This window comes from Parashewanella sp. 2210YD4-3 (assembly GCF_056591735.1).
In genome coordinates, this window is the sequence record NZ_JBWQOG010000012.1 from 62,308 (window position 1) to 88,938 (window position 26,631).

Sequence of the window (26,631 nt, forward strand, 5' to 3'; positions counted from 1 at the left end):
GGCCTCTAGCCAGAATGCTGTTCGCCTTGAGTTTCTTCATGTTCAGTTTCATCACCTGAAGAATGAAATCTGTCTAATACCTCTTGTATTAAAGTGGAATTTTCATCCTCCATGCTATCTAATTGCTGCTGACACTCTTGAATCGCACCGTACAAACGGTACAGTGCAAGATCTTCTTCTGCATTTAGTTCTTCATCACCTGAAAGGTCCATATCATCTGAGTTTTCAAAAACGTTTACGCCACTGCTGTTCGGATGATTAGTTGAGTGGGGCACTTCTTTCTCTGTAAGTCTAGCTGTTAGTTTTCCTATTTGAATAGCATCACTTGCCCACCTATTAATATGTTGAGATGAATATTGAGCACTCCCGATGTGCGGCAGACCAGCGCTTGAATTTTGGTGAAATAGTCTCTTTGAATCGTTCTCCTTAGGTAAGATGTTCGGATATACAAGAAAAAAAGATAGGCTTTGAGAGTTCTCAGAGGATATTTCAATAGGTTGAAAATAGTCCGAATTTTGTGCCAAATCCTCACTACTTTCAGCAGTAAAAAATGTCGAGATTGGAGGGAGACGGATTGCTGAAATATTTAGTTCAGTGCTCATATAGACTTAAAGTAGGAGCTAATTAACCTAGGGTAACAGTCCATCCATAAATTAGAAGGTATATTAATCAAAATAAATCCATAATTTAAAAATGAATCTCATAAATTTATTGAAGAGAAAGCTGCTCATCTACTGATTTCAATACCATTTAAAGATAAAATGTTTTAATAAGCCGTTTGAATATAGAAAGGAAACCATGAGCAGAATTTTATTAGGCGTAAATATCGATCACATTGCCACTATTCGAAATGCAAGAGGGACGGATTTCCCTGATCCGGTTCACGCAGCAGCTGTAGCTGAGCATGCAGGAGCAGAAGGCATTACAGTTCACCTACGAGAAGACCGTCGTCACATTGTAGATAGAGATATCTATCTATTAGCTAAGACATTGCAAACTCGTATGAACTTTGAGTGCGCAGTGACAGAAGAGATGATCAATATCGCTTGTGAAGTTAAACCAACTTATGTTTGCTTGGTTCCTGAAAAGCGAGAAGAGTTGACTACCGAAGGTGGTTTAGATGTTGCGGGACAGCTTGATAAAATCACTGATGCAGTAAAACGCTTAGCAGCTGTTGGTATCAAGGTGTCTTTGTTTATTGATGCTGATGCCGAACAAATTGATGCAGCCGTCGCTTCGGGTGCGCCTTATATTGAACTTCATACTGGTTGTTATGCCGATGCCGAGTCCGATACAGAAGAAAAAGCGGAATTGCAGCGCATTCAAAAAATGGCGACTTATGCGCATTCAAAAGGCTTAATCGTTAATGCTGGTCATGGATTGAATTACCACAATGTCAAACCGATAGCGGCAATTCCTGAATTGTACGAACTGAATATCGGTCATGCAATTATTGCGCGTGCTGCCATTGATGGTCTTGACAAAGCGGTACGAGATATGAAGCAGCTGATGGTTGAAGGGCGCAGGGGCGACTAATGCCCATTATCGGATTAGGAACGGATATCGTTGAAATAGAACGTATTCCGTTACATGACACTAAAGCCGGAGAGCGTTTAGCAAAAAGAGTGCTGACGCCCATAGAGCTGGATATCTACAACAGTCATAGTCAGCCTCAACGTTATCTCGCTAAACGATTTGCAGCGAAAGAAGCCGCTGCAAAAGCTTTAGGCACTGGGATTGGTAGAGGCGTGTCATTTCAGCATATTCATGTCAGTAATAACAAAGATGGTGCGCCTAAACTTATGTTAACTGGTGGTGCTCTAGAAAAATTTGAAACTATTTCAGGGAAATACTTACATTTATCTATTGCTGATGAAAAACGCTATGCTACAGCGACAGTGATATTAGAGAGCTAAGTAACTACATATACCTTCTGAGCTAGAATGGCATCGATATACTCTTCGGTGTCTTTTAGCTCCAGCGAAGCTCTAAAACAATTTTTTTCATCTTCAATATTACTTACTAACCCTTGAAGTTGAATAACCATAGAGCCTGAACGAGCATTTGTTAATGCTTGCTCCCATACACGAGAATCCAATTTTTCTTCATTAATAACGGCGATGCTAATTGCTTGATTTGAAGCTTGTAGGAGTTGTGATACATGTTCAGCTAATTGCTGACTTCCGTGAACCAATGCATCAACTTGAGTGATAGCCATAGCGCGAATATCCATAAATCCTTTTATGAATCTTAAGTATAGATGTTGCCTTCTTTACTAGCATTTTTTTATTTGCGCTTGGAAAGTACAAAGAACCAAAAGAGATGTATGTTGTAGTGTCGAAAACTATTATGAAGTTGTGAGTGATAAGCTCCCAAATCCGAGTGTCCATCATGAGATTAGGGAGGTTATGAGTAGGCTAGGGGAGTTCTTTAAACCTTCAACGGGTAGGGTGGATGCCGATTTTAATGGCATGAGAACTCCAGTATAAAACTCTACTGAAATATAATGTACGAAAAGATTTTATCCAATCATAAAAATTGAGATAATAAATCGTTAACGAACATCTGTCCTTTGGAGGTTAATTGCCAGTGCGACTCATCTTCAATAATCAGCCCCTTATTTTTGGCAAGTTCCATTCCTTTATTTAGTACACAATGGGTTAAGCCGGTTCGTTGCTCAAATTCTGTTTTGTGAATAGGTGAAATGAGCCTAAATCGGTTCATTAAATATTCTAGCGCTCGGTCATCTTTTTCTACTTCAGTTGTTTCAAAGGTGTAGTTTTCTGCTGCGAGATAACCTTTAGGATGCTTAATTTTTACTGTTCTAAGAATGCTATCTTCTTCAGGTAGCGTTACCTTGCCATGAGCACCACAACCAATGCCCAAGTAATCACCAAACTGCCAGTAATTAAGATTATGGCGGCATTGGTAACCTTCTTTTGCATAAGCGGAAATCTCATACTGCTGATAGCCAAGCTCGGCTAATCTTTTTTGTCCTTGTTCATAGATGTGCCACAGCGCTTCGTCTTCAGGTAGTTGAGGTGGCTTTGAATGGAACAAAGTATTAGGTTCAATCGTCAGTTGATACCAAGACAAGTGTGGAGGGTTCAAACTGGCAGCTTTTTCAATATCAAACATGGCCTCATCGAAGCTTTGATTTGGCAGACCATGCATTAAATCTAAATTGAAACTATTGAAGTTAGCAGCGTGAGCTGATTTTGCCGCGATTTCAGCTTCACAGTCATTATGAATTCGACCTAAAAGATTGAGCTTATCTTTAGCAAAGCTTTGAATACCGATGGATACACGAGTAACTCCTGCCTGACGATAAGCTTTAAAGCTATCATGCTCTAAGGTGCCAGGATTCGCTTCCATTGTGATTTCAATATCACCTACAAATGGTATTTGAGCTTGAATACCATCAAGTAATCGTTTGATGGCATCGGCAGAAAATAACGATGGTGTACCGCCACCAATAAAAATACTGAATAGCTTTCGGTCTTGAACGTATTTTAAGTCTTGAGATAAGTCCTCAAGAAGTGCGTCAATATATTCAGCTTCGGGTAACTCACCTTTTTGACCATGAGAGTTAAAATCGCAGTATGGGCACTTTTGCACACACCATGGTATATGCACATATAAACTAAGCGGAGGTAAAGTGAGCATAGCTTAGTTAATCACACCATGTTGTTTAAGAAGAGTAACCAATTGTTGTAACGCTTTACCTCTGTGGCTGACGGCATTTTTAGCATCTGCACTCATGCTTGCTGCAGACTCTGTATGACCTTCAGGAATAAACAGAGGATCGTAACCATGACCGCCTTCACCATTTAGGGATTGAGCAATCTCACCTTCCCAGCTTGCTTGAGCGATGATTGGTGTTGGGTCTAACTCATGACGCATATACACAAGTACACATTGGAATCTGGCTGTACGATTACTAGCGCCGTTCATCTTGGAAAGTAGCTTCTTATTATTATTTGTAGCAGACGCACCTTCTCCACTGTAACGGGCGGAATATATTCCCGGTTGACCTTGAAGATGATCAACTTCAATTCCTGAGTCATCCGCAATCACCGCGCCTTTAGCATATTTGGCCGCATGTCGAGCTTTAATAATAGCGTTCTCGACAAAGGTAGTTCCGGTTTCAGCTACTTCTGGTACGGCAAAGTCACTCTGAGGAATGATAGAAACACCATGTTGATTAAACAATTGGTCAAATTCAGCCAATTTGCCTTTGTTACCGCTAGCTAAAACGATGGTCTTCATAATGAATGCTCTTTAGAAAATGTGAGCTGATCATACTGATGAAGTGAGAGAAGTAAAGAAAAGAAGCGTTGAGAAAAATCAAACATCAGAGGGATTTTGGGCTCTATGGCGTCAAAGAGCCCAAGCGATTTATTTTACATAAAACTTTTGTGAGAATTTCAAGCTGGTATTGAGTTCTTTGCCTTTACTGATATCAATATCAAAATTGATGGTTCCGTCATCTTGATAAGGGATTTCGGCAATATAGTATATGGCTTTGCCGTCTTTAATTTCCTTAAAATCTAAATTGATTTGTGCACTCATTAGATTAGATGCGATACCTGATATTTTGACGGGTACGGCGGGATTACCTGTTTTACGTGTATCTAATACGGAGATATTTACGATACCGTTGTAGTTACTGCGTTTCAGCCCGTAACTTTTAGCAATCGTGGGTGTCAAAAAGGTGCTTCCGAAAGCGATGTAATGAATATCAAAATTCCCTACCCGCATTTTTTGCTCGGCATGAGCGACTCCAACAAAACTGACAGCAAATAACAGTACAGCACAAAGTTTGCGTAGCATAATGCCTACCTCAATTAGACTAAGTGGTGTGAGTATACCCTTTGATGCAAATAGAAAAAAGGGAGCTAATTGCTCCCTAAGTTCGAATTTTCGTAAAGGCTTAAATAAATGCCCAATAAGGAACGTATTGAGAAAAGAGCATATTCACAAATTGAAGCACAATAATAACGATTAGGACTGATAAATCTAAACCGCCCATTGGAGGGATAATACGACGAATCGGTGCTAATAACGGCTCGGTTAATTGGTCTAATACCATTACGAATGGGTTAAAGCCTTGATTAAACCAGCTTAAAATTGCTCGGATAAGTAGCATCCAAAATAGCAACAGACCAGCATGTTTGATAACCGAGACCAGTGCAAACAGTGAAATAGCTAAAAAGTTTAGGGGGCTACTGGCTATGAGGGATAGAAGCGCCATTTTTGTCGTTACGACAATTAAGGCTAATAAAAAGGTTGCGGTATCAAAGCTGGCAATAGCCGGTATTACGCGGCGCATCGGTGCCACAATAGGTTGGGTCGCTTTTACAATAAATTGCGAGAAGGGATTATAAAAATCCGCGCGCACAAATTGTAACCACAGGCGTAAAATGACGACGGTCAAATAAAGGTCAAATACTGTAGTTATTAGAAAGGTCATTGCATTCATAAAAGTTATTACCTTATTTTTTTATATTCGTGAAATTTGAACGTTAGGCTCTCAAGACTCATCAATACATTCTAGAAAAGTTTTTCCATTTCTTCAGCACGATTGATGCAATTGGTCATTGCTTTCTCAATTAAGCTTCTTAATTCACCTTGCTCAAAAGTTTCAATCGCTTGCGCTGTAGTACCGCCTTTAGAGGTCACATTCTGTCGAAGTTGCGCAGCACTGATGTCTGGATTTTGTTTAACCATTTCTGCGGCGCCAAGAGCAGCCTGCTGTACCATTAATCGGATCTGGTCTTTCGGTAAGCTCATTTTTTCGCCTGCTTCGATCATGGCTTCCATAAATAAGAAGAAGTAAGCCGGTGAACTACCCGCCAACGCGATAACTTGATTAAGCTCGGATTCGTTACTCACCCAAACTACTTCGCCACCCGTTTTCATAATGGATTCACAACATTGCTTTTGCGTGTCAGAAATCCCTTGAGGAGCATAAATACCCGTAACCCCAACGCCAATCTGTGTGGGGGTATTTGGCATGGTGCGAATAAGCTGGATTTCTTGCTTAAAGTAATCGTGATAGCGTTGGCAAGGAATACCAGCCGCAATAGTGATAATGAGCTTTTGGCTTAAATCAAGATGGCTTAACGCTTCGCAAACGCTCTGCATTAATTGTGGTTTTACTCCAAGTACAACAACACCTGAATTTTTTACCGCTTGTTCATTGTCTTGAGAAACTTTTACGCCAAAATCTGCTTTCATCGCTTCAAGTTTTGGCAAACTTGGGTTAGTGGTTTCGATAAACTCAGGAGTGTAGCCACTTGTAACTAATCCACTCACGATACTTCGAGTCATGTTGCCTGAGCCAATAAAACAAATTTTTGTTGTCATTTTAAATATTAGAAAATGAGATGAAATATTGATTATGATAATACCTTAGAATTGATGATTCTAATATATAAAGCGATTGATTTTCACTTGCGAAGGTAATTCCGTTTTGATGTTGCTTACTATTCAGCAGGAGTTCAGTTTTTTTAAGAGACAATATCTAATAGTCTTACTCTGAGAAAGGTAAATAAAAGGTGAGTGTTGAGTATACAAGTGCCTTAGCCGCGCTAGTTTATCTTCGGCCTATTTTACACGAGTTCGTGCCCAAAAGTGCTTTTTCAGATCGGACTAAGTATAAAAAATTTCCTATTCCTACTAACCATCTTTTAGCTATAAAACAAGTTCCACACTATAGCAGAGAACTAACTATAGAAGCAGCTGAGCTCTTTAGAAGTGGAGAATTGTACCGCACTAGTACTAGCTTTAAGCCGTTGTGTACCCAGCAAGTAGAGTCTGATCCTAATCTTAAGCATTTTTTTCATTTTTATCAGTTAAGAGATATTGGTGGAGTGAGGAAAATCGCAAGAAGTATGCTGCATACTTCTGTAGTTGAGGTGCAAGTGCATGTTAGCTTTTACGAGTTTTTGATGGGAGGCGAGTCTGGGCAAAAAAGGATTTGTAATGTCCCTGGTTATATTGAATTTGACGGAATGCCTAAAGGTTCTATAAAGATAGAGGTAACGAGAGAGCCGCTATGTTCAGTGCAGAGTTTGTTCTCATTTAATTATATTCCTCAAGAAAGCACCGAACAGCATTTTCATACACACTTTGATGCAGGGAAAAATGAAATTATGTTAGGGCTAGAGCAGCACATGAATTCTTACAGTACTTTCGATCGATTCGAAAAGGCATATGGTAAATTTTTAGCTGAAACAAACTAAGAGGGAGTTCAGCTGTTATGTGAAGGAGAGCAATCTTTTCTGTCACTGTGATCATTCGATTATCTCAATACTGCTAATTCGCCGATGTGTGATTAATGGTATTCGTCATTTTTAAAGATTTAAGTTCTAGCACCAAAAATGGCACTACCGATACGAACCATTGTACTGCCATGTTCAATTGCTGGCTCTAAATCTTGGCTCATGCCTACAGATAATGTGTCTATATTTTGATATTTTTGCTGTAACTGCTGGTATTTTTCGTTAAGTGATAAAAGTTCTTTATGTAATTTATCGGTTCCATCTTGATGGCTTGGGATGGCCATAAGTCCTCGCAGTTTCAATTTGGGACATTGCTGAATAACAGCAGCAAGAGCATCAACTTGCTCAAGCAATAGTCCCGACTTGGTTTCCTCACCACTAGTATTTACTTGAATACAAACATTCAAAGGAGCTTTATCACTTGAACGGTGATTGTTAAGACGGTTAGCGATTTTTTCTCGGCTTAAGGTGTGCATCCAGTCAAAGTATTGTGCCACTTCTTTGGTTTTATTGGATTGTAATGGCCCAATAAAATGCCACTCAATATCAGGGTATTGCGAAGAAAGCGCTTGGACTTTCTCTACTCCCTCTTGCACATAATTCTCACCAAACGCCTTTTGTCCAACTTTATACGCTAGAATAATATCAGAAATAGGTTTGGTTTTACTCACGGCTAAGAGTTGGACAGTTGCTGGATCTCGCTGGTATTTTTGAGCCGCAAGTTTGATCCTATCTAGGGTCTGTGCCAACCTCTGAGTTATTGTTATCATAATGTGATTTTTCACTAAGTGTTTTAGGTATCGTTAATTATGGAAATTACAGAATTATTGGCTTTTAGTGTCAAGCATAAAGCCTCCGATCTTCACTTGTCAGCGGGTGTCTCCCCTATGATCCGCGTTGATGGTGAGGTTAGAAAAATTAACTTACCTGCATTAGAACATGCTGACGTACAGCGTTTGGTGTACGACATTATGAACGATAAGCAGCGCAAAGACTATGAAGAACATTTAGAAATCGACTTTTCTTTCGAAGTTCCAAACCTAGCTCGCTTTCGTGTTAATGCATTTAATCAACATCGAGGTGCTGGTGCAGTATTTCGTACCATTCCAAGCGATATTTTAACCCTAGAGCAGTTAGCTGCACCTGAAATTTTCAAAAAAATAGCTAGCTTTCCTCGTGGTTTAGTTTTGGTAACAGGTCCTACAGGTTCAGGTAAGAGTACCACCTTGGCGGCGATGATTGATTATATTAATGAAAGCCGTAAAGAGCATATTTTAACCATTGAAGATCCGATTGAATTTGTACACGAAAATAAGCAATGTTTGATCAATCAACGAGAAGTTCATCGTGATACCCAAAGCTTCAACGCGGCATTGAGAAGCGCGCTACGTGAAGATCCTGATGTCATTCTTGTGGGTGAAATGCGTGACTTAGAAACGATACGTTTAGCTATGACCGCCGCCGAAACTGGTCACTTGGTTTTTGGTACTTTGCATACCACATCTGCGGCAAAAACCATTGACCGTGTGGTGGATGTATTCCCTGCGGCTGAAAAAGATATGGTTCGCACTATGCTTTCTGAATCACTCCAAGCTGTAATTTCTCAAACTTTGATTAAGAAAGAGGGGGGTGGACGTGTGGCAGCTCATGAAATTATGCTAGGTACACCAGCGATCCGTAATCTGATCCGTGAAGATAAAGTTGCACAAATGTTCTCTGCAATCCAAACGGGTATGTCTCATGGCATGCAAACACTGGATCAAAATTTACAAAATTTAGTCAACCGAGGCATTATTAGCCGCGAAAGTGCTAAAGCGAAAAGCGCTAATAGCCAAACTTCATTTTAAGGACGCAAAACCATGGATGTGACTCCTTTTCTAAGAGTGATGGTAGACAAAAAAGCTTCAGATTTGTTCATAACAGCTGGTTTTGCTCCAAGTGCCAAAATCGATGGTGAGCTTAGGCCACTTACTGAAAAACAATATGACAGTAAGCAAGCCTTAGCTTTCGTTGAAGCGTTAATGTCTGAAGAGCAAAAGCGTGAATTTCACGAGACGAGAGAATGTAACTTTGCTTTTGCGGCTAAAGACTTAGGCCGATTTCGTGTTAGTGCTTTTTGGCAGCGTGAATCCCCAGGCTGCGTTATGAGACGTATTGAAACCAAAATTCCTCATGTCGACTCATTAGGCTTACCACCTATTTTGCAAGAGTTGGTCATGAGTAAACGCGGTTTGTTTATTTTTGTTGGAGGAACAGGTACGGGTAAATCTACCTCGTTGGCAGCTCTAATTGGGCATCGAAATGCCAATACTAGAGGTCATATTCTAACCATTGAAGATCCGGTAGAGTTTGTACACGATCATAACCACAGTATTATCACTCAACGTGAAGTTGGTATAGATACAGATTCGTTTGAAGCGGCACTCAAAAGTTCATTAAGACAAGCTCCAGATGTGATCATGATTGGTGAAATCCGTACCCAAGAAACTATGGAATTCGCTTTATCATTCGCTGAAACCGGACATTTATGTTTAGCCACTCTGCATGCCAATAATGCTAACCAAGCATTAGATCGCATTATGCATTTAGTGCCTAAAGAAAAGCATCAACAATTATTGTTTGATTTATCCCTGAACTTAAGGGGTATTGTTGCACAACAGTTGGTTCCTAGAGCGGATGGTACTGGTCGTTGTGCCGCTATTGAAGTGCTAGTTAATTCTCCTAGAGTTTCTAGTTTAATTGCTAAAAATGAGCTGCATTTATTGAAAGAGACAATGGCAAAGTCTGAAGAGCTGGGAATGCAAACTTTCGATAAGGCATTATTTAGGCTTTATTTGGAAGAAAAGATTTCCTATGCTGATGCCTTACACCACGCTGATTCGCCAAATGATTTACGTTTGATGATAAAACTAGAAGGTTCAGGTGATGATTCCGATGCAAGCTTTATGTCAAATGTAACTGTGGACTTGGATTAAGCTGTAAGCATTATTGGCTTAGATCCTAGGGGGCGTTCCCAATTAAAGATTTTTTGATTTGTTACTGCCTAAAATTGGCAAAATCAAGGCACGAAGATTGAAGTTTAGTGAACTAAACGAAAAATGAGTTACGCAGAGTTTGCCAATTTTAGGCGTAACCCGAAAGGCTGCGTTTCTTTTTTGTTTAAACTGCGTTGTCGAATGTTCGTGTAGAATACTACACTTCACATACTCCGCCTTATTTAACCTAAAAAATTAACAGCAGCAAATCAAAAATCTAATTGGGAACGCCCCCTAAAGAAACATTGAAAACCTTAGAACCTCTTTTAGCTCATATTCAGACCTGATAGAATTAGCTGCAATTAACACCTTGAACGTAAATAGGAATCTCCGTGGCAACATTTGCAGGATTGTCTGAACAACAAGGACACAGTCCACGTCGTAAAAAAGCCGTATTATTGATCAATCTTGGTACTCCAGATGCGCCTACGTCGAGTGATGTGAGGCGGTATCTTGCAGAGTTTTTATCTGATCATCGTGTTGTTGAAATTCCTAAACTGGTATGGAAAGTGATATTGCACGGGATCATTTTGCGTATACGCCCTGCAAAATCTGCGGCTTTATACAAGTCGATATGGACAGAGCAAGGTTCACCTCTATTAGATATTACTCGAAGACAAAGTGAAAAGTTACAGCTGCACTTGAGCCAAACGAATCCAGATGTAGAAGTACATTATGCGATGCGTTACGGTAATCCTTCGATTGCATCTGTGCTAAAAAGCATGCATGAGTCTGGAATTGATGACATTACTGTATTGCCACTTTATCCTCAGTATGCGGCACCTACGACAGCATCAAGTTTTGATGCCATCAGCCGTGAGCTAATGACTTGGCGTTATTTGCCCTCACTACAATTCATTCATACTTATCATGATCACCCTGATTACATCAAAGCCTTAGCAGACACTATAAAACGAGATTTTGATAAAAATGGTAAACCAAAAAAGTTAGTACTTTCGTATCATGGTATGCCAAAGCGCAACTTAGTACTGGGTGATCCTTATTACTGCTTTTGTAAAAAGACCACTCGCTTAGTGGTTGAGTCACTGGGTTTGATTGAAGAAGATTACATCACGACCTTTCAATCTCGATTTGGTAAAGCTGAGTGGTTAAAGCCCTATACGGATGCCACATTAGAAGAGTTAGCGCAAAGTGGTGTTGATGATATTGCGGTTATTTGCCCTGCGTTCAGTGCCGATTGTTTAGAAACATTAGAAGAAATTCAATGTGAAAACAAAGAAGTGTTCGAAGAGGCTGGTGGTAAGCATTATCGCTATATTCCAGCCCTTAATGACGATGATTTACATATAGAAATGATGGCCAATATTATTCGAAAGCACCTGTAATAACAGGGCTTTCGGTTGCTTCACTAAACTTCAGTTTCAGTACGTGAACCAGATGTTGGTTGGTTTAAAGTTTTAGGAAGCATACTCGTTTTCTTCGCTTGAGCCTGTTTGAATAGCTCTTTTTCTTCAGGGTGTTCTGAATAATAGGCTGCTAAAGTGTCATATTTACCATGGAGATGGAATTGTATCAATTGTAGATGACGTAACTCGATAGCTCCTGTGAAATGAATTGGCGTGTATTGACAGCTTAGTCTTTTGGCTAGCGCGGCCATGGCATCTAAGTTATCCATGCCATCATCAATTAGTACGATTGGGCGATGAGTTTCTAGGCATTTTTTTTCATAAATTTCCATTGCTCTGTCGCCTTTATTTTTTCTTCCTATTATCTCTCCTCCTTGGTCAAATATATAACCACCTTTCTCTTGCCCATAAACACCGTCAAACCAATCAGGATCGATGCCAGCTTCCCTTAGCTTACTTGGTAGCCTTCGATGCCCAGATGCACTGAGTACAAATACGTCAGCTCCTGCAGCTCTTAATTTTTGAATGATGACTTGTATTTTTGCAGGCTCTTGATTTGCTAATGTTGTGAAGTTCGGGGTTTCCGGAATAGGTAATTTGTCATAATCACCTCTAACCAACACTTCATCGGCATCAAAAAAGATAATTGGTCGCTGTCCAAATTCAAAACCTGTAAGTTCATCCAAATGCACTACATTTTCTTTGAAGTTTGGAGACTTAATTGCTGCCCCCATAACAGGTTCTATAGCGCCTTTTTCAATATATTTACAAATAGGAGCTAATGATTGTGGTTTTTGTACATCGTGAGTATTTTTGGTAGTTTCGGTGTCGAATACAACACTGCTATGTTGAACTTGATGGTCACTTCCAAGTGCAGATTCTATAATTGCGTCTCTTAATACGTCTCGAAGTTCAACATCTTCACGGTACATTTCCTTTTCATGTTGCTCTTCAAGGCTAATCCAACCGACAATATCTGAGATTTGAATCCCTTGAACTTGAGTTGCTTCATTAACTAATTGCGGAGTTATTGCCATTTGCAAAGGGTCTTTTGTCGATTCCCTTATACCTTCCCATTGAGTGAAGGCCTGAGATTCACGGTAGCTCTGTTTTTTTCGTTCGGCTTCACTTTTGGGGGGCTTAAAGGCTGGAAGGCGATGTAGTTTAGGTCTATAGCCTGCTAGCTTTATAGCCGCTGGTTTAAGAGAGTCTCTATCTTTAGCAAGCTGGCACAGTTCTAATTGTATAGGTGTCTTTGGCTTTGCTTCAGAGGATGGATTTTTTTCTTCTAATATAGCTTGGTTTAGTTGAGAGGTTAATTCCTTTGCAATGAAGGTAACTTTTTCTTTATCGAGGCTACCCATATCTTGTGGTTCGGTGCATGGAGTTATTGTGTACCAATTTTGCTTATAATTAATTGTAAATTTAGGTGTGAAACCACCTATTTGCATTTTGTCTCGACATAGGCGTTCATTAGCTAAAAAGATACGGGTTGCACTCGCATGCAATATAATAGTTGTGTTTTGGTCTTTGGCTTTACATGCTTCACTAACTAAATATGTCAAAGCACCACGAGATAAATTTACCTTGTACTCTTTGTTATTTTTTTTATCATCCGCGAGTTGTTCAGTTAGTTCCAGTGGAAGTTGTTGGCCTCTATGGAGTAGTGATGGTGTTTGAGATGCCATGGAAAACCTTTAAGCTAAATAGGTAATTGTTACTAGTTTAGATTAGTTTTTAGGGTTTTGAATGAACTAAAGATTAACACTAAATTTGTTTGTATTTAAATACTTAGTCTTATGACAGTGCGTTTTGTTAAGTTATGTAAACAGGGGGAAATAATAATCAGGGAGTTATCACTCCCCAAATTGGTTCTCAAAATAGCTTTCAACAATTAGTACAGCTGATACTGCATCAATTTGGTTTTTAGCTAATTTTTTATACCCGCCGAGTTCGTACAATCTAGCCTTAGCGTCAGTAGTGGTTAGGCGCTCATCTTGCAATTCGGTTTTGATACCAAAGCGTCCATTTAAGCGGTTAGCGAATTTTCTCGCTCGTTGAGTCAGAGGTTGCTCTGTTCCATCCATATTTAATGGTAAGCCAACAACTAGAAGTGTTGGATTCCATTTTTTTATAATTTCCTCAATGGTGTTCCAGTTAGGTATACCATCATTGGCTTTTACTGCTTGAACAGGTGATGCTTGGTAAGTGATATTTTGTCCGACAGCGATACCGATACTTTTAGTACCGAAGTCGAATCCTAGAACGGTGTGTGTTGTCATTATTTTCTCTTATGAATGTCCAATTTGTGAGGACATTTGCCAAGGCTCAAATCCGAGTGATTTGCACGCCATTTCCCAACGCTTGTCTGGCTCGACTTCAAATAGAATTTCATTAGATGCTGGAATAGTTAACCAAGAATTCTGCGCTATTTCTTCTTCTAATTGACCGCGTCCCCAACCTGCATAGCCTAAGGCAACGATAAAACTATCAGGCCCTTTTTGGTTACTCATGGCACTTAAAACATCTCGGGAGGTCGTTACCATAATTTCAGGAGTGATCGCTAAACTGTTTGTCCAGCCTGGTTGAGTTGAGTGCAGTACAAAACCTCTGTCAGGACTGACGGGACCACCAACTAATACAGGAGAATCTTGAACTACGGAATGAAGAGTTGTCTGAGTGTTTAGCTCCATTTGATCTAATAGCTCATTCACTTCTATACCAATCGGGCGGTTAATGACTATGCCCATTGCACCTTTTTCATCATGCTCACACATGTAAATGACGCTGCGCTCGAAAAAGGTATCATCGAGTGAGGGCATGGCGATAAGAAACTGGTTTTGCAAGCTATCCATAAAAACTCCTGTACTGCGTATCTCAGGTATTATCCACCTGCTAACTTAACAGTATAACCTTGCTTTTCAAGCAGGGACTTTAACTGCTCACGATTATCGGTTTGTATTTCAATATTGAAGTCTTTGACAGTACCACCACAACCACATTGTTTTTTTAGTTTTTGAGCGAGTGTTTTAAGTGCTTTTGCATCTAGAGCTAAGCCTTTTACAATAGAAACACCTTTACCTTTTCTACCCTTACTATCTCTATGAATGCGAACAATACCATCTCCTTGAGGGATATCATCGGTTTGTTTTTCTTGTTTAATCCTGCCTGTTTCAGTGCTAAAAACTAAGGCAACATCATCGTCGATTCTCATGATTTAGAATCCCTAAAATCAGTAAAAATTCTACTGGAAATAATTGTTGAAATAAATTTTACCAAAAGACTCTGCGTGAACTAAACAAAAAATTGAGCCTTTAACCATAAGTTTAACAAAGGCTCAATTAATACCCAAACCTAACACAATTAACAATGGTTCACTAAAACAGAGTCGAAAGGAGTAGAACTCCCGTAGTGATAGCGCAGGGTAGTAGAAGGCGATGAAGTTTTGGAAATGCAACAAATACAGAAGTTAGCGCAAAGCCGATTGCAACATAGCTTTTAGGTGAAGGCGAATAGATGGTGACGATTAAGCACAATATGCAACCAGCAATAGCAATTGAGACTAGACTTTTAACAAGCTTGCTATTGAGTTTGAGCCTAGACTCAAAAGTTGCTGTTGAGGATATCGCTTGAGGAGACCAAATAAAGACTAGGCTACCCAAAATTAATGCTGAGATAATCCAGTACATAATTGAAATTCCAAATCGCCGTTAATGATAATAATTATCATTTATGATTTTTAGATTGTCAACTATAATGGTAAAGTTATGCAAATATGTTTGAGAAACAAGTTATTGCAGAGTAAAGTCTTAGTTGTTTAAAAGTTTAGTAGGAGTTGCAAAGTGAAAAAGTATTTAGTTTTGATCATGGCGTTAATGCTGACCGCGTGCAGTTCTACTCGAGGGAATTGGGATTACAATCCAAAAGTGGATTTTAGCCAATACAAAACATTCGCTTGGGTAAATAAAAAAGCTGGAGAAGAAGGTTATCAATTAGATGGCTTAATGAGCCAGCGTATCCATCGCGCTGTGAATGAGCAATTACAAGCGAAAGGATTGACTAAGACCAATAAGCGTTCAGCTGATGTGCTAGTGAACTACATCACGAAGAAAGAAAAGAAATTTGATGTCGATACTTTTCACTCAAGATTCGGATACTTTCCACATACCCGCAACTGGTGGTGGGGTGGAACTGGCTCAACCACGACTCATGTTCGTGAATATAAAGTCGGCACATTGTTTGTCGATATCGTTGACAATAAAACTGGTGAGCTAATTTGGCGTGGCTCTAGCCGAGATATCATTCGCAATTACAAAACACCAGAAAAAAAGACAGCCAATGTTAATAAGATGGTGGCCGACATTTTATCTAATTTCCCTCCTAAACCTGAGAAGTAGTTGAACAATATAGCTTTCGACTTTTTTTAGTTTCAAATAATCGGTACAGTGTTGTCATTATTTCTAACAATGACAACACTGTATGATTGATCTACGAAGTGATACCGTTACTCAACCCACCGCTGCTATGCGTCAAGCGATGGCGAATGCTAACGTTGGTGACGATGTTTTTGGTGATGATCCCACTGTTAACGAACTTCAAGGCTTAGCAGCTGATATGTTCGGTTTTGATTCCGCTTTATTTACTTCTTCTGGTACTCAAGCCAACTTACTCGCTTTAATGAGTCATTGTGAGCGAGGTGATGAGTACCTTTGCGGTCAGCAAGCCCATAATTATAAATTTGAGGGTGGCGGTGCCGCAGTATTAGGGAGTATTCAACCTCAACCTATAGCAAATCAGCCTGACGGAACTATTGACTTAGCGGATGCAAAAGCAGCGATAAAGCCGGATGATTTTCACTTTGCACGGACTAAATTATTAAGCTTAGAAAATACGATAGGTGGCATTGTCTTATCTCAAGATTATTTGGCTAAAGCTCAAAGCTTTGCATTCAATCATGGCCTAAAAATACATCTTGATGGTGCAAGAGTTGCCAATGCTGCTGTTGCACAGAGCTTACCTATTAGTGCGATTACCGATCATTTTGACTCTGTTTCTATTTGTTTATCCAAAGGTTTGTGTGCCCCTGTAGGTTCTTTACTTTTGGGCTCCGAGGATTTGATTAATCGGGCAAGACGCTGGCGAAAAGTGCTTGGTGGTGGAATGCGACAAGCAGGAATATTGGCTGCTGCGGCTAAATTAGCCTTGACTGAGCAAGTGGATAGATTGGCAGAAGATCATGAGAATGCTCAATATTTACTAAATGAGATAGTAAATATTGACGAATTAAATGTCGATAAAACAAAAGTGCAAACTAATATGGTTTTTGCTGATTTACCCGAGCAAATTAATCCTAAAGAAATGGCGCAGTCTTTAAAGCTACAGGGCATATTGATATACCCCTCTCAACATTTACGTTTGGTGACACACCGTGATGTTAATCGACAAGATATTCATAAAGCTGTCATAGCGATAAAGGATTTTATAAAAAACAATACAAAGTGAACGTTATGATTATTCGCCCATTAGAAAAAGAAGATTTTAACGCTGTAATCAAACTAGGATGCAGAGTACATGGTGCAGGCTACATTGATGATAAAGAGTTAAGTGAAATCTACTTAAAGGGGATTAAGAATGGAATTAATCCTCATTTTGTGGCTTACAAAAATAATGAATTAGTTGGATTCTGTTTAACTTATGCAGCTGGACAGTGGCTGTTAGACCGATGGTGTACTAGCGAGAAGTGGTCTACCTCCCCAGATGAAGTTTGTTATTTCAAATGTAATACGGTGGCGGAAGAAGCAAGAGGTGAGGGGCTTGGGGGAAAATTACTTAATGCATCAATACAAGCTGTTAAGCAGCAGGGTGCCAAGGCAGGTATTTCCCACCTTTGGAAACAAAGTCCAAACAACTCAGCGGTTAAGTATTTTACTAAGGCTGGTGGTGTAATTATTAAAGAACATCCTAATCGATGGAATTGGGAGTTTAACCCTGATTATGACTGTGTCCTTTGTAGAGGGGAGTGTCAATGTACGGCGTGTGAAATGATTTTGGTTTTTTGACTATACTTGCCCTATTACTCAAGGATGAGCGGAAAGGTGTGAATGTCGGTTGATAATAGCTATAGTGCGAAACTTACAGCACTCGCTACTCAAATTAAGCAAGAACATAGTAATGCTGAACAGGCCCCAAAAAATGAATGGAGTCTCAATTACGAAACTGGTACAGGTAAGGCGGTAAACAAGGACTTTACAATAAGTCAAAGTGAGAATGGGGAGTTTAAAGTTGACGATAAATACGCTTATTCATTTTTGAAGCGTTTATCTGAATTCTTTGGATACCGCTCAGACTTAGCGCTTCGCCTAGAAGAGAAGTTAAATACAGTTTACAAAGTAGTATCCCCCCATGCCTCTTCGCAAACTGAAGCTAAATTTAGACGATTCGTAGTGCCATTATCTTCACAACAAAATAGTCGATCAAAAAGCCCTTCTGGCGGTGTATCCCAATCTAAAGTGTTACCTCAACCTTTGCGAGAATTTCGCAATCGAATTATTGCTCATAAGCTGCAGATAGATGATGGTTTGATTATTCAATTAAGCCAGCAGCCAGAATTGGCTCAATTAAATGGCCGTGATGAAGTTAGGCAGCATTTGGAGAGTGCTGTCAATCCTGAAACTAAGAAGCTAACAAAAGCAGAAGTGATGGTTTTAGATACTGCTCAGAGGTTTATTGCTGCAGAAATTCAAAGGGCAACTGAATTTAGAAGTTTGGCCAAAGCAACCAGTCTAAAAATAAAGCCTGAGTTTGTAAAAAGAGTTGTTAATGATGAAAGAGTTAATAGGCTAGGAAGTATTGACGAACTTCAATCGGAACTGAAAGCTGCACTTCAAAAAGATAAAGCACTTGACTCTACCCAAGCGGCATTACTAAGTGTGTGTGACCGTGTTTATGCCTCAGATGTAAGGCTTGGACAGAAAGTAGATATGCGTAGAGTGATTGGTGCTAAATCCTTTCTAGAGCAAATGAAAAAAGATGGTGTGAAAGTAACGAAAAAGCATATAGCTCAAATAGCAGGATTACCAAATATAAAAATGGATAAAGGAAGTGTGGAAAGTCTAATTAATGAGGCTGTAGCTAACCCTAATGGTGAGTTTACACTGGAACATCTAGTTTGTTTAGAAGCGGCTCAACGTTTAGTGTACAGACATATTTTTGGAAGTCGGAGTGATTAGAGGATTAATTAGATTGTATGCCGTAACTTATTGATTTTGTTTTTTTGACTATACTTCGAATACTACTCAAGGATGAGCCAAAGGTGAAGTATGTCAGTTGTTGGTACCTATTTTTCTAAACTTGCTAATCTTGTATCAGATATAAAAAGTAAACCAAGTGAAAGTGGTATAAGTCAGGAGTGGGGTTTAGATTACACATCACGCAAAGGCAAAGCGGTAACAAAGAAATTTACCATTTCTAAAGATGCAAATGGTCAATATCAAGTAAAAGATATCCATACGAGTAATCTTCGAAAGTTTTTTGCTGCTTTTGGACGAGGTTCTAAGGAATCAAGAGATTTAAAAACGCGTCTTAATTTGCAGCAATATCATGTTTCTGCAACTCCCAATCATATACCAAACCAGAATGAGCACGATTTTGATTTTGACTTAAATCAGTTAATGAATCCGGCTGAGAGAGGGTTCAGAAAATTAATTGGGGATGCTGCTTTTGAACCAGCCCGCCCTTTTGGCACCCCTGTACAAGTAAGAGGTGCTGAAGCTGGAGAAAGATATGTGTTGTCATCCACCCTTCAACAGTTTCGAGATTGGGCAATAAAAAATCCATATCAGATGAATGATGGATTAGTAGCTGTAATCAGTCAGCAGCCTAATATTGCTCCAATGGGAAGCCATGTTAAGCATCACCTTTTATCCGCTCTTGATACAAGAAATGCTTATCTTAACCCTAAAGAAGTGGCCTGTTTACAAGCAGCGGAACGATTAATTTCTTATGAGACACAAAGAGCAAGTGATTTGAGAAACTGGGCAAAAAGTATCAATTTACAAGTAGACTCTAGTCTCGCACAACAAATCTGTAGGGATGTGCGCGTTGGACAACTTGGGAACCCTGCTTACGTTCAGCAAGAGTTGAAAAGTGCAATCTATGGGAATGCGAAACTTACTTATAACCAAAATATACTTCTGAATGCGATGGAAAGAGCCTACGTTCCAAGAGCAAACTCTGCTCAACGTGAAGAATTCAACTTATCAGATGCCAAAAATTTGGTGCGTCAATTGAATACTGCTGGTTACAAAATAACAGATGGCATTTGTCAAAAGATATCTGCTCAGCCAGAAATAGAAAAAATGGGGGATGCTGGGTATGTTAAGCATTTGCTGGAAAAATCCCTACAAAGCCCTGAAAGCCGCTTTAGTCGTGAGCAGGTTCTTTGCTTAAATGCGGCACGTAAAGTTATTAATGAGCAATACAGAAGCTTTCAAGGCCGGTAGCTTGTTTTCTATTCTGGTCGCAAACTTGTATCATTCTTCCATTATGTTTTGATTCGAATGAGCCAAGGATGTACGACCCACTAGTCAACAAATCACCATTCCAACAAGAGTTTGCTCAAAGTTATTGGGCAGACTCTGTTCCTTTAGGTACAGCGCAAACTTCACTTCAACAATCAATTCAAACCGATGTTGCCATTATTGGTGGTGGTTACACTGGCTTAATGACGGCTTACTATCTTGCTAAAGAACATGGCATTGACTGCGTAGTCATTGAAGCGAACCAAGTCGGCTTTGGAGCGAGTGCTCGAAATGCTGGGTTTGTATTGAAAGGCTCTGGGCGATTAAGTTACCCGCAAATGGCTAAACGCTGGGATTTATCTATTGCTAAAGGGATATTTAATGAGTTCGGAGACGCTGTTGAGCGTGTCGAAGCATTGATATTAGATAACCAAATTGATTGTGATAAACAAGAAAATGGTTATATGAAAATCGCCCATAGCGCTAAGGCTATGCAGCAATTAACCTCTGCGAATGAATATATGCAACGTCACTTTGGTGGCGATTCTCAGATCCTCTCAAAACAAATATTATTTGATGAATATATGCATCACCATCAAGCTCATGGTGCTTTGCGTATTAATCAAGGTTTTGGTATTCATCCTCTTAAATTATTACTTGGGTACAAGAAGTTAGTTCTTTCTGCTGGCATACCCATTTACGAAAATTCTTGTGTTGAAGATTGGATACAGGAGCAAGGTCGGCACAGGCTGGTTACAGCTCAAGGCGAAGTCTTTGCTAACAAAGTAGTATGCTGTGGTAATGCTTATCTTCCCAAGTATTTTAGCCCTCAAATTGATAATAAATTTTTACCGATTTTGAGTAACGTAATTGTCACTGAACCTTTAAGTAATGACGCTCTTGAAGCTGCTGGATTAAGAACTCATCAAGTAGTGATGGATACTCGTATTCTCAAATATTACTATCGCTTACTCCCTGATAACCGTTTGTTGTTTGGAGGTCGTGGCGCTGTATGGGGAAAAGATGCTGCAAACCCTAAATATGGCCAAAGACTAAAGCGAGCATTAGATAAAGCCTTTCCTACTTTAAAGCATTCCAAAGTAGATTATAACTGGACGGGATGGATTGCAGCTGCCTTTGACGACATGCCCCATATTTTTGAAAAAAATGGTGTTGGATATTCACTGGGGTATTGTGGTTCAGGAGTGTCTTACAGTGCCCAAGCAGGATACCGATTAGCTCAGTCAATTGCAGGTAAGTCGTTGCCGAATTTACCTTTGTATTCCTCGCCTTTACCAAGCGTGCCATTCAGTCGCTTTCGACGCTGGGGGCAATGGGCTTACTACAATTACGGATGTATTAAAGACTCAATTCTATAGATAAGGGAGCCGAAGCTCCCTTTCACCTTTTAGGCACTTGCTTCTTGCTCTAAAGGTTCGATCTTGAACTTAAAGTAAGCGTAAGTACCACTCACTAATGGACAAAGCAAATTAAAGAAAGCAAAAGGAAGGTAGGCTAACGTTGCTACACCCAGTGTACTTGCCATAAAGGCACCACAGGTATTCCAAGGAACTAACGGGCTAGTAATAGTCGCTGAATCTTCAAGTGTTCGACTTAAGTTCACAGGTGCTAAATCGTGCTTAGGGTATTCCAGCTTTAGCATTCTTCCCGGTAATAAGATTGCGATATATTGGTCACCACAAACCACGTTGGCTCCAATACCACAGCCTAAGGTTGCAATAATCAAGCTTGAGCTACCACGAACGGCTTTAAGGACACCTTCTAACAATCTAGCTAATAGTCCAGTAACTTCCATTACGCCACCAAATGCCATGGCACATAAAATCAGCCAAACAGTTGTTACCATGCTACTCATACCACCACGGCTAAGTAGACTGTCTAAAACAGTGTCACCAGTATTTGAAGTGTAGCCATCAAACATTGCAATCCAAATGCCTTTAATTAGCGCTACAACACTTGGTAAAGAGTCATCGTTCACAAACTTAATGATGGCGTCATATTGGAATAAAGCTGCACATACCGCACCCGCTAGGGTGCCAATAATGACGGTAGGGAATGCTGGCACTTTTTTATAAGCTAAGCCAAGAACAACTAAAAGCGGAAGCAAAAGTAGTGGGCTTGGAGCAAATTCCTGTTGCAGAACAGCCATACTGCTTGAAAGATTGGAAGTAAACTGCGAAGTGTCTGTATTTAGTCCAATGATAAAAAACAACACCAATGCGATAAGGATACTTGGTACCGTAGTCCAAGTCATATGGCGTATATGTTTAAAAATATCAGTGCCTGCAACAGCAGGTGCTAAATTTGTGGTATCTGAAAGTGGTGACATTTTATCACCAAAATAAGCGCCACTAATGATAGCGCCTGCGGTAATTTCAACACTTAACCCCATAGCGCCAGCAATACCAATAAGGGCGATACCTAGAGTACCTGCTACTGTCCATGAACTCCCGATACTAAGTGCGATAACTGCGCACAAAATACAACAGGCAGCATAAAAATAAGTAGGGCTTAGGATCTGCATTCCATAATAAATCATGGTTGGCACAGTGCCAGATAAAATCCAAGTACCAATCAGTGAACCTACACTAAATAAGATAAGTAGAGCAGGGGTAGCAACGCTAACACCATCAATGATCCCTTGTTCCATCTCTTTCCATGTGAATCCATTTTTTACGCCGACCACTAACGCAACGCATGCGGCTAAGATCAGAGCTATTTGGTTGGCACCAGCAGAGCTGTCGGATGAAAAAAGGTAAACAGATGCCATTAACATGCATATTAATGCGAGAACAGGCAGAAGCGCATCCAGTAAAGAGGCTGGTTTATGTTGAGACATTATTCAGTTTCCTTGAAACTTTATTTTTATTGTTTGAATCCTGACATAATAATAAGGGTATTGTCTAATGTACATTAAAAACGTGTGATGCAACATGGTCTAGGCATGCTGAACTTTCGTGTATATTTTTGCTGTTATACTGTGGTTAATTTTTCCACTTGTTAATTTTCACCACGCATTAATGTTCTGTTAGAAGCATGTTTTCAAAAATACTGACTTGATCTGCTGCTCGTGTAATAGCTGCATAAGCATTTATGCAGGTTTCGTGGTTTTCAGAGGGTATGCTTGCTTCTCTTTTTTTTTGCAGTTGTTGATGTGTTAATGGGGTATTCCGCCGCTTATAATCTCTTCTATAAGCTATTACTTCTCTTCTACAATCTAATGCAGCCTGCAAAATAGCGAGTGTCGTTCTAACAGTACCTATATCGGCCTCTGTTTTTTCAATCTTTTCTAAAAAAAAGTAATGTTCGTCTGATTCTTCTGGTAACTCTAGGTGTTTTAATGTTTCTGCATGAGTACAGAAAACTTTTAGACCTTTTTCAATTTTTTCACAATGGCTAGGGATTTGCTGCAGCTCAATTAGCATTAGCTCATAAATGCTTGTATTACTGAATGTATACGGTTCAAATCGAGAGTCTTCAAGCATTGACAATAGCAGATTTGCGTTAGCTTCTAAATTTTTTATAATTTCGATGGCTGGAGCCATTAGGCTGCAAGATGCATCAATTAAATTATGCTGTAATCGTAAAGATAATTGAAAGTCATCTTGATACTTGAAGAGAAGGGCATTGAATCTTGTAATAGTATAAAGTGATGCGTTTGGAATCTGTTTTTCTAATTGGGTTATTTCTCGAGGTATAGGAGAAGAGGATTTCGCTGAAGCTGGCTTTGTGATTTCTGATTGAGTAGGTTCTGAATGTTGTATTCTAGTCTCTAAGATAACTCTTCTTTTTTTCTTTGAATTTCTCTTTAATTTTGACGATTCAGGTGGGTTTTCTCCGTTATCTTTAACCTTTAATTCTTCTTCCGTAAATGTTGTAAGTTGTTGCTCAACCTCTAAATCAATTTGTTTTTGCGTTTTTGAGGCAAACTGGGAGGTTCTTTGGATTCTATGCTGCTCATCTGCTAGATATTGCTTTAATAAAAGAACAGGGCTGCTTTCTGTTTGAAGCAAAAAATCATCTAACGTTACGGCATATAACCATATATTTTGAAGCCAACCAAACTTACAACTATCTAAAACTGATTTCATTATTGTTTTGTATAGCGATAGTTTATTAGCTTTCGCAAAAATAATGTTTTGTGATATTGAATACATTAGGGTTTTAAGGAGGTATGGTTTAGCCTGACATTCAAGGTTATCTAATCTGCGAAGAGCTGTTGGCATACTTTCGACCGAACAAGTTATTAATTCTATATAACACAATGCTTGTTGTCTGTCGGGAGTCAAAAGGAAAGGGATTTGAGCCCATATATGTATGATAAGTTTCCTATTTATATAAAATTTACCCTGACAAATGACTTTAAATAACTCTAAACATTTTTCGGGGCATTTAGCTGAAATTGAGCTTATTCTTAAATTATCAAAACACTCTAGGATATTATGCCAAGCTTCAAGGAAACTTGAGCATACTTCGCCAACGATCAAACCATGGTTTCCTTTACCAAGACTTTTTTCATCGGATGTCGCACCTTGGAGTAGTCTAGAATTACTTAGCTCAAGCAGCGTATCTTGCAACTCCTCTATTGTTGTGATTAATTTATCAATTTCAGCACCTAATATTTCAGGGGCTTCGTTCGTTTTTGCTAGAATCACAGCGCAATGGAACTTTAATTTTTGAAAGTGATTGGTTTCCTCAAAGATCGCTTTTTTTAAAAAAAAGCAAAATTCTCTTAGAGCGAAATGTTTATCTTGAACTGCATCAGCTTTTAATTTTCCTTGCTCAGTTTTGTAGGCCTTTTTTATATTCATAAGGAACAATGGTCGGCTGTGCTCACAGAAAAAATTTTCGTACTCAGTCATTATACGGTTTGCTTGAAAACGCCATGACTCTGTGGCAGGCAAGGACTTTTTTGCTTTAGTTTTATCTTTATCTTGTTTTAAATGTTCTTTAATGTGGAGTTCTAATTCTTTTCCTTTGGGAGGTTTTAGAGGTTGATATCTTCGATAAAGAAGCTCTAGTTGTTCTTTAGATAACTGGCTACTAACAGACAGAGTAGCATCATCAACTTTTTTTGGCTTAAAGGCTGGAAGTTCAAACACCTGTAGATATTGATCTTGCTTAAATTGGGTAGGTTCTGCTGGGTAGTATACAGCTTCTTCTTTTTTAGATGGTCTAGGTTTTTTAGATCTTCTAATTAAAGCGGTAGGTGGATTTAGGGACGCTATTTGGGGCGACGTTCCTCTAGGTTGTTTGCTACTAATTATATCTTCAACACGACAGTATTTATTTTGAAGTATGCCCCAGAGCCAATCTACTTGTATGCGAAATTCATGAAGGTTTAAGTTCATAATGACATATGGGCTGTTGAGTGCATTTATATACCATTCCTCAATATTCAGTTTGAATATGCAGGCTAAAAAAGGCGTCCAAGGGATCAAAGAAGCACTTTGCATATCAATTTGTAATTGAGGGTGCTGTTTGAGAAAGTAGCAAATTGAGCATAAGACCTCGCATACCACTTTGTCAGGGATTCGAGTGTATAAATTTAAATGTTCTAATACAAAAACAGCTTGATCGGGTTTACGTAAATATTGGGTGAACTTTAAACTCGAAACTATGTATTTTAAATGTAGTTCCCCGCGCGAATATCTTTCACTCAGCATGAAGGTATCGACTTGATCAAAAATGTTTAACTGTGCTATTTGGGCTTTGGATTGAGTCAGTAGACTGAAAATATCGATTCCAGCATGTGTAGTACTTTCAACTGCTTCAAGTATTAATGAAGTATTTTCAATAAACAGCCCAAAAAATTCTAAGGTCGATAGATAAAACTGCTTAATATCAGATTGAAATGGTGTCACTGAGTCGAACAATAGGTTAAATAACCTTATTTGTTTGAATAAATGGTTGTCGAGACCTTGAGCTTGATAGAAATTAATTAATGTATGTCCTTGTTCCCCTATTTGTAGGTTCGTTTGCGTCGGTGCAATGGCACTCATAAAGCCTAATTGCAATAATAAATAATTGAATTTTTCTAGAACGATTTTTGATTTGCAGAGCACTTCTAATATCTTATGGTGCATTTGAACATAGCCAACTTCTGACAAAGATGTTCCTTCACTACTATTTGAGAAAGTTTGTATAAGTGTTACTTCATCAGGGTAAGTTTCTAGATGTTGAAGGTATTGCTCCATTAAATGATTTGTTTTTTGTAATAATGGTAGAGAATCACAGTGATTGAATCTCACTTGATGCGAAGAGTTATCTATGGTTTGGGTATATATTGTTTTGGCTTGAAAGTAGAGTGAAGGTAAGTTTCTATCCAACCACTGACCGCTGACTGTTTCAAAGTTCAATGTTACTGAATCTATAGGAATGTCTCCACCTTGACTAGTTTCAG

At 39.2% G+C, this 26,631-nt stretch carries 27 protein-coding genes; 12 read left to right on the forward strand and 15 right to left on the reverse strand.

What is annotated here, in order from left to right; genetic code table 11:
* Positions 1-5: 5 nt before the first annotated feature.
* A complete protein-coding gene (locus AC1EU0_RS16070; protein WP_480303582.1) occupies positions 6-602 on the reverse strand; it encodes a hypothetical protein in 597 nt (198 codons plus the stop codon).
* Positions 603-798: 196 nt separating this feature from the next.
* Between AC1EU0_RS16070 and pdxJ the strand changes: the two genes are divergently transcribed.
* Positions 799-1,536 carry a pyridoxine 5'-phosphate synthase gene (gene pdxJ / locus AC1EU0_RS16075; protein ID WP_480303583.1) on the forward strand — a complete coding sequence of 246 codons (738 nt, stop codon included), beginning with the start codon at positions 799-801 and terminating at the stop codon, positions 1,534-1,536.
* Positions 1,536-1,916 (forward strand): holo-ACP synthase, encoded by a 381-nt coding sequence (gene acpS, locus AC1EU0_RS16080; RefSeq protein ID WP_480303584.1) that lies wholly within the window; start codon positions 1,536-1,538, stop codon positions 1,914-1,916. The genes pdxJ and acpS overlap by 1 nt, the downstream gene beginning before the upstream one ends.
* On the opposite strand, the gene AC1EU0_RS16085 is transcribed toward acpS, so the two are convergent.
* The 6 genes from AC1EU0_RS16085 to proC all read right to left on the reverse strand — a co-directional run bounded on the left by AC1EU0_RS16085 (position 1,913) and on the right by proC (position 6,369).
* Positions 1,913-2,233, reverse strand: a complete 321-nt coding sequence (locus AC1EU0_RS16085; RefSeq protein WP_480303585.1) for a hypothetical protein — start codon at positions 2,231-2,233, stop codon at positions 1,913-1,915. The two genes, acpS and AC1EU0_RS16085, sit on opposite strands and share 4 nt — an antisense overlap.
* A 296-nt stretch (positions 2,234-2,529) precedes the next feature.
* Positions 2,530-3,666 (reverse strand): radical SAM family heme chaperone HemW, encoded by a 1,137-nt coding sequence (hemW, locus tag AC1EU0_RS16090; protein ID WP_480303586.1) that lies wholly within the window; start codon positions 3,664-3,666, stop codon positions 2,530-2,532.
* Between the two features lie 3 nt (positions 3,667-3,669).
* Entirely contained in the window at positions 3,670-4,269 is a 600-nt protein-coding gene (rdgB, locus tag AC1EU0_RS16095) for an RdgB/HAM1 family non-canonical purine NTP pyrophosphatase (protein ID WP_480303587.1), read from the reverse strand.
* A gap of 129 nt (positions 4,270-4,398) precedes the next feature.
* Positions 4,399-4,833 carry a DUF4426 domain-containing protein gene (locus AC1EU0_RS16100; protein WP_480303588.1) on the reverse strand — a complete coding sequence of 145 codons (435 nt, stop codon included), beginning with the start codon at positions 4,831-4,833 and terminating at the stop codon, positions 4,399-4,401.
* Positions 4,834-4,933: 100 nt separating this feature from the next.
* Entirely contained in the window at positions 4,934-5,482 is a 549-nt protein-coding gene (locus tag AC1EU0_RS16105; RefSeq protein ID WP_480303589.1) for a YggT family protein, read from the reverse strand.
* Between the two features lie 71 nt (positions 5,483-5,553).
* Positions 5,554-6,369 (reverse strand): pyrroline-5-carboxylate reductase, encoded by an 816-nt coding sequence (proC, locus tag AC1EU0_RS16110; protein ID WP_480303590.1) that lies wholly within the window; start codon positions 6,367-6,369, stop codon positions 5,554-5,556.
* A 191-nt stretch (positions 6,370-6,560) separates the two neighbouring features.
* On the opposite strand from proC, the gene AC1EU0_RS16115 reads away from it, so the two are divergent.
* Positions 6,561-7,247, forward strand: coding sequence for a hypothetical protein (locus tag AC1EU0_RS16115; protein ID WP_480303591.1), 687 nt, complete (start codon positions 6,561-6,563; stop codon positions 7,245-7,247).
* 119 nt (positions 7,248-7,366) lie between these two features.
* Here AC1EU0_RS16115 and AC1EU0_RS16120 read toward each other — a convergent pair whose 3' ends face one another.
* Positions 7,367-8,056: a YggS family pyridoxal phosphate-dependent enzyme gene (locus tag AC1EU0_RS16120; RefSeq protein ID WP_480303592.1), complete on the reverse strand. Its 690-nt coding sequence runs from the start codon at positions 8,054-8,056 to the stop codon at positions 7,367-7,369.
* Positions 8,057-8,095: 39 nt separating this feature from the next.
* On the opposite strand from AC1EU0_RS16120, the gene AC1EU0_RS16125 reads away from it, so the two are divergent.
* From AC1EU0_RS16125 to hemH, 3 genes are all read left to right on the forward strand, one after another.
* Entirely contained in the window at positions 8,096-9,133 is a 1,038-nt protein-coding gene (locus AC1EU0_RS16125; protein WP_480303593.1) for a type IV pilus twitching motility protein PilT, read from the forward strand.
* Between the two features lie 12 nt (positions 9,134-9,145).
* On the forward strand, positions 9,146-10,261 hold the full coding sequence (locus tag AC1EU0_RS16130) for a PilT/PilU family type 4a pilus ATPase (protein ID WP_480303594.1): 1,116 nt from the start codon (positions 9,146-9,148) through the stop codon (positions 10,259-10,261).
* 392 nt (positions 10,262-10,653) lie between these two features.
* Complete coding sequence (gene hemH, locus AC1EU0_RS16135; protein ID WP_480303595.1) at positions 10,654-11,667, forward strand: ferrochelatase; 1,014 nt, start codon at positions 10,654-10,656, stop codon at positions 11,665-11,667.
* A 23-nt stretch (positions 11,668-11,690) separates the two neighbouring features.
* Here hemH and AC1EU0_RS16140 read toward each other — a convergent pair whose 3' ends face one another.
* The 5 genes from AC1EU0_RS16140 to AC1EU0_RS16160 all read right to left on the reverse strand — a co-directional run bounded on the left by AC1EU0_RS16140 (position 11,691) and on the right by AC1EU0_RS16160 (position 15,377).
* Positions 11,691-13,376 (reverse strand): HAD family hydrolase, encoded by a 1,686-nt coding sequence (locus tag AC1EU0_RS16140; protein ID WP_480303596.1) that lies wholly within the window; start codon positions 13,374-13,376, stop codon positions 11,691-11,693.
* 168 nt (positions 13,377-13,544) lie between these two features.
* On the reverse strand, positions 13,545-13,970 hold the full coding sequence (ruvX, locus tag AC1EU0_RS16145) for a Holliday junction resolvase RuvX (protein ID WP_480303597.1): 426 nt from the start codon (positions 13,968-13,970) through the stop codon (positions 13,545-13,547).
* Positions 13,971-13,979: 9 nt separating this feature from the next.
* Positions 13,980-14,543: a YqgE/AlgH family protein gene (locus AC1EU0_RS16150; protein ID WP_480303598.1), complete on the reverse strand. Its 564-nt coding sequence runs from the start codon at positions 14,541-14,543 to the stop codon at positions 13,980-13,982.
* Positions 14,544-14,572: 29 nt separating this feature from the next.
* On the reverse strand, positions 14,573-14,902 hold the full coding sequence (gene yciH / locus AC1EU0_RS16155; protein ID WP_480303599.1) for a stress response translation initiation inhibitor YciH: 330 nt from the start codon (positions 14,900-14,902) through the stop codon (positions 14,573-14,575).
* A 163-nt stretch (positions 14,903-15,065) separates the two neighbouring features.
* Positions 15,066-15,377 (reverse strand): hypothetical protein, encoded by a 312-nt coding sequence (locus AC1EU0_RS16160; protein ID WP_480303600.1) that lies wholly within the window; start codon positions 15,375-15,377, stop codon positions 15,066-15,068.
* A 153-nt stretch (positions 15,378-15,530) separates the two neighbouring features.
* Here AC1EU0_RS16160 and AC1EU0_RS16165 point away from each other — a divergent pair, with 153 nt between their 5' ends.
* The 6 genes from AC1EU0_RS16165 to AC1EU0_RS16190 all read left to right on the forward strand — a co-directional run bounded on the left by AC1EU0_RS16165 (position 15,531) and on the right by AC1EU0_RS16190 (position 21,586).
* The gene (locus AC1EU0_RS16165) at positions 15,531-16,085 is read left to right on the forward strand and encodes a DUF4136 domain-containing protein (protein WP_480303601.1); all 555 of its coding nucleotides are present in this window, start codon (positions 15,531-15,533) and stop codon (positions 16,083-16,085) included.
* Positions 16,086-16,167: 82 nt separating this feature from the next.
* Entirely contained in the window at positions 16,168-17,190 is a 1,023-nt protein-coding gene (gene ltaE / locus AC1EU0_RS16170) for a low-specificity L-threonine aldolase (RefSeq protein WP_480303602.1), read from the forward strand.
* 5 nt (positions 17,191-17,195) lie between these two features.
* Positions 17,196-17,747 carry a GNAT family N-acetyltransferase gene (locus tag AC1EU0_RS16175; RefSeq protein WP_480303603.1) on the forward strand — a complete coding sequence of 184 codons (552 nt, stop codon included), beginning with the start codon at positions 17,196-17,198 and terminating at the stop codon, positions 17,745-17,747.
* 42 nt (positions 17,748-17,789) lie between these two features.
* Positions 17,790-18,917 (forward strand): hypothetical protein, encoded by a 1,128-nt coding sequence (locus AC1EU0_RS16180; RefSeq protein WP_480303604.1) that lies wholly within the window; start codon positions 17,790-17,792, stop codon positions 18,915-18,917.
* Between the two features lie 90 nt (positions 18,918-19,007).
* Positions 19,008-20,189 carry a hypothetical protein gene (locus AC1EU0_RS16185; protein ID WP_480303605.1) on the forward strand — a complete coding sequence of 394 codons (1,182 nt, stop codon included), beginning with the start codon at positions 19,008-19,010 and terminating at the stop codon, positions 20,187-20,189.
* Positions 20,190-20,257: 68 nt separating this feature from the next.
* Entirely contained in the window at positions 20,258-21,586 is a 1,329-nt protein-coding gene (locus tag AC1EU0_RS16190) for an NAD(P)/FAD-dependent oxidoreductase (protein ID WP_480303606.1), read from the forward strand.
* A gap of 29 nt (positions 21,587-21,615) precedes the next feature.
* Here AC1EU0_RS16190 and nhaC read toward each other — a convergent pair whose 3' ends face one another.
* Both nhaC and AC1EU0_RS16200 read right to left on the reverse strand, forming a co-directional pair.
* Complete coding sequence (nhaC, locus tag AC1EU0_RS16195; RefSeq protein ID WP_480303607.1) at positions 21,616-23,067, reverse strand: Na+/H+ antiporter NhaC; 1,452 nt, start codon at positions 23,065-23,067, stop codon at positions 21,616-21,618.
* A 178-nt stretch (positions 23,068-23,245) separates the two neighbouring features.
* Positions 23,246-26,587 (reverse strand): hypothetical protein, encoded by a 3,342-nt coding sequence (locus AC1EU0_RS16200; protein ID WP_480303608.1) that lies wholly within the window; start codon positions 26,585-26,587, stop codon positions 23,246-23,248.
* Positions 26,588-26,631: the final 44 nt, after the last annotated feature.